Origin of the sequence: Streptomyces sp. MS191, assembly GCF_008042125.1 — a bacterium.
Classification (GTDB): Bacteria; Actinomycetota; Actinomycetes; order Streptomycetales; family Streptomycetaceae; genus Streptomyces.
The window spans coordinates 8,015-11,994 of the sequence record NZ_RDBI01000052.1 but is presented as its reverse complement, the minus strand read 5'-3'; the positions used below and the strand labels follow the sequence as shown (position 1 = coordinate 11,994).

At 73.3% G+C, this 3,980-nt stretch carries 3 protein-coding genes and 1 pseudogene; 1 reads left to right on the top strand and 3 read right to left on the bottom strand.

What is annotated here, in order from left to right:
- Positions 1-123: 123 nt before the first annotated feature.
- The 3 genes and pseudogenes from EAO71_RS22930 to EAO71_RS22920 form a co-directional block, all read right to left on the bottom strand.
- Positions 124-831, bottom strand: coding sequence for a CAP domain-containing protein (locus EAO71_RS22930; RefSeq protein ID WP_147979721.1), 708 nt, complete (start codon positions 829-831; stop codon positions 124-126).
- Positions 832-1,563: 732 nt separating this feature from the next.
- Positions 1,564-2,385 (bottom strand): annotated as a pseudogene (locus EAO71_RS22925) (RNA polymerase sigma factor); the annotation flags it as partial.
- A gap of 385 nt (positions 2,386-2,770) precedes the next feature.
- Positions 2,771-2,977, bottom strand: coding sequence for a hypothetical protein (locus EAO71_RS22920; RefSeq protein WP_147979716.1), 207 nt, complete (start codon positions 2,975-2,977; stop codon positions 2,771-2,773).
- Between the two features lie 164 nt (positions 2,978-3,141).
- Here EAO71_RS22920 and EAO71_RS22915 point away from each other — a divergent pair.
- Positions 3,142-3,980 (top strand): N-formylglutamate amidohydrolase (locus tag EAO71_RS22915; RefSeq protein WP_147979720.1); only part of this gene is annotated, 839 nt, incomplete at its 3' end.

The following is a 3,980-nucleotide window of genomic DNA, read 5'->3' as shown; positions in this document are numbered from 1 at the left end:
GCCGCACCGCGAAGGCCGCGCCGCCGAAGACGACCGCACCCCGCCCCGGTCAGCCCGACTCCCTGCTACCGGCTACCGGCTACCGGCTACCGGCTACCGGCTACCGGCGGATCGTGCAGGCCGTCAGCGCGCGCCGAAGACCTGGGTCCAGTAGGGGCCGCCCTCGTCGTGGATCCCGATCCCGATCTCCTTGAAGGAGCAGTTGAGGATGTTCGCGCGGTGGCCCGGGCTGTTCATCCAGGACTCCATCACCTGCTCGGCGCTGCTCTGACCCATGGCGATGTTCTCGCCGTACGTCGACCAGGGGTAGCCGGTGGCCGTGACGCGATCGCCGGGGCCCTTGCCGTCGGGGTTGGTGTGGTCGAAGAAGTCGCGTGCCGCCATGTCGTCGGAGTGCGCCTGAGCCGCCCTGGTCAGCTGCGAGTTCACGGTCAGCGGGGAACAACCCGCCTTGGCGCGCTCGGCGTTGACGAGGCTGATCACCTGGTCCGCGGTGGAGTCGGAGCCGGAGCCGCTCTTCGATCCCGTGTCGGATCCGGGGTCGGCCGTCTTCTTCGGCTTGGGCGCGGGCGACGCGGTGCGGGGTGCGGTCGTCTTCGGCGGCGCGGCCTTCGCGGTGCGGCTCGGACGGACGGACGGGCTCGCGCTGGCACTTGCGCTCGCCGACGTCGACGCCGAGGGCGAGGGGGTCGCCAGGAGGGTGGTCGGCTGCTGGCCGACAGGCAGGTCCGGACCGGGGGCCGCGGCACGGTTCACGTCCAGCGTCTCACCGTCGCCGTCGGATCCGCCGCTCAGGTAGAAGGACCCGCCGGTGACCGCCACGACCGCCATGCCGGCGGCGACGACGGCCCTGCGGCGGCCGCGCCGGCGCTCCTGCTCCTGACGACGCCGGGCACCGCGCGAACCGCGGCCGGCCGCACCGACGGGGGTGACGGAGCTCCGTGTCGCGTAGGGCGTGAACGCCTCCTGCGCTCCGGCGCCCTCGTACCCGGCCGCCGGCTCGAATGCCTCGTGGCCGTCCGCCGTGCGGTACGTCTCGTGCTGTCCGTACTGCGGCGCCGGGTCGTACGGCGCGGCGGCCTCGTAGCCCCCGGTCCCGTACTGCGGCGCCGGGTCGTACGGCGGCGTCGCCTCGTACGGCGCCCGCTGGGCGGGTATCCCGTAGGGCGCCGTCGCCTCGTACGGCGACGGTGTGCCGTACGGCGCCGTCGTCCCGTACGCCCCGGGCGTCTCGTGGAAGCCCTGGGTGTCGTACAGGCCCTGGGTGTCGTAGAGGCCCTGGGTCTCGTACAGGCCCTGGGTGTCCTGGACGCCCGGCGACTCGTAGAGGCCCTGCGTGGCGTACCCGCCCTGGGTGTCGTACAGACCGGGGGTGTCGTACAGACCGGGGGTGTCGTAGCCCCCCTGGGTGTCGTACGACCCCTGGGTCCCGTACGTGCCCGTGGCCTCGTAGCCTCCCGTGGCCTCGTACGGCGCGGGCGACCCGTAGTCCACCGTGGGCGCGTAGGGCGCGGGCGACCCGTACAGGGCGTCCGAGCCGTACGGCTGTGCCGAGTAGGCGGCCGGGGCCGCGGTCGCCGCGGTGAGGCCGAACGCGGCGCCGTCCCGGACGGCGGCCAGCAGCATCGCCGACGGCGGTACCAGCAGCAGTCCGGCCAGCAGGCCCTCGGCGGGGACGAGGTTGCTCCAGAGTCCCGCGCAGTGCGCGCAGCCGCGGGCGTGGCGGGCTATGCGCTTGCGCCAGAGCGCGGAGGGACGACCGTCCCACGTGCCCAGCTCCGACCGGAGCGTGGGGCACAGCGGGTTCTCGGACAGGGCCCGGACGACCACGCGGGCGGTGTCGAGCTGCGCCTTCATCCGCTGCACCCGGACGGCGGTGTGCTGCGTGGACAGCTCCAGGGCCGCCGCCACCTCGTAGCGCGTCAGCTCGCCCGCGCACTCCAGCCACCACAGCGAGAGGAGGGCGCTGTCGTCCGGCTCCATCCAGCGGGTCGCCTCGGCGGTCTCGCGCCGCTGCCCGGACAGGTGCAGCTTGACCACCGCCAGGTCGACGAAGTCGGCGCCGGGGTGAGCGACGTCACGCGCGTCGTCGAGGGCGTCCATCGGGAGCCGGGACTGCTGTTTGTGCCAGTGGCCCCGGATCCCGTTCATCGTGATGGCCACGAGCCAGGACCGGAAACTGTCCGGGGCGCGGAGGGCGGGCAGACCGTCGAGCGCTCGCAGCATGGTCTCCTGCACGACGTCGTCAACGTCGTGGTGACCGTTCAACGCCCGCCCCACGATGTTGTACACGAGGGGCAGGTAGGCAGCGATGAGCTGGTCCTGCGCCCACAGGTCGCCGCCCTGCGCAGCCCTGACGAGCTCCGTACCGTGCTGTGTAGCCATGCCCTGATTCACTCTGCCTGTCCCGCCTGTTGTCGATGCCCGGCATCTGGGAGACCGCAGGCCGTCTCCCGGATAACAGGAAACGCCGAAAATTCCGCGGCACGTCTTCGGTGCGGGCTCGAAGCCTCTCGACCGAGCGGCCGAGACGATACCCGTCCGAAGCCCAGGAGCCTACGCCACCGCCCATCGACCCCCGTTGGTCCGCAATGCCCGCTTTCATGGCGTTCCGGGGCGGCACGTATCGGCCCAAACGGCCATGGAGCAGGCGCGCTTCGCCGCCGGTCCGAGGCGGGGCGCCGGGACGCCCGGGGCGCCACCCCGGGCCGGGCCCGGTGGCGGCGGGCGCGACCCGACCACGACCCCGGGCACGGCCCGAACCGGCAGGTCAGCCGCCGTCCGAGTCGCCCCCGCCGCCCCCGGAGGAGATCGAGTGCCTCCGCCGGCGGTCGGACCGGCGCACGGCCTCACCGGCCGCCAGTGTGACGGCGGCCACGCCCCGCACCCAGCGGGGTCCGCCCCGGGCACTCCAGACGACACAGACGCATCCGGCCACCACGAGAGCCAGCACCACGGACAAGACGAGCAGGATCATGCTCTTCCCCCTTCCCTGCGTTTCCCGGTCCGGGTCATTGTCGCAAGGGGCCGACACGGGCGGCGCCCCCGGGCGGCCCCGGTGGCGGCCGACGGCGGGCTGTCGGTGCGGCGGGCGATCATGGACGCGACGCCATCCGTACCGCACGCGCGACAGGGAGACACATGACGGACACCGCCCCCTCGTTCCGGCTCCACCCCGGGGCTCCGGACTCCCCGGTGATCCTGCACGTCCCGCACTCCTCCCGGGTGATCCCCGAGGACGTCCGCGCCGGCATCCTGCTGGACGACCGGGAGCTCGGCGTGGAGTCGGACCACATCACGGACGCGCACACGGCGGAGCTCGCCGAGGCGGCGGCACAGGCGGCGGGCCGCACCCCCTGGCGCTTCGTCAACGGACTGTCCCGGCTCGTCGTCGACCCCGAGCGCTTCCCCGACGAGCGCGAGGAGATGCTGGCGGCCGGCATGGGCGCCGTGTACACGCGGACCACGCACCGCGAGATCCTGCGGCCGGCCGACTTCGACGGACAGGCCCTGATCGAGCGGTACTTCCGGCCGTACGCGGAGGCGATGACGGCCGCGGTGACGGAGCGGCTCGACGCCGTCGGGCGGGCCGTGGTCATCGACGTCCACTCGTATCCCACGAAGGCACTGCCGTACGAACTCCACGGCGACGGGCCGCGACCGCCGGTCTGTCTCGGGACGGACTCCTTCCACACGCCCCCCGCGTTGCTCGACGCGGCACGGGAGGCCTTCGCCGGCTTCGGCGGCATCGGGCTGGACAGTCCGTTCGCGGGCACGTACGTGCCGCTGCGGTACTACGGCACGGCCGTGAACGTCGGCGCGCTCATGGTCGAGATCCGGCGCGACCTCTACATGGAGGAGCCGGGCGGGCCCGCGGGCCCGGGGCTGGACGCGCTGGCGGGGGTGGCGACGGCGAGCGGTGCGTACGAGGTCATGAGTGATCACCTTGGGGTTCGTGGTGAGCGAGTGAGGAAGTGGAC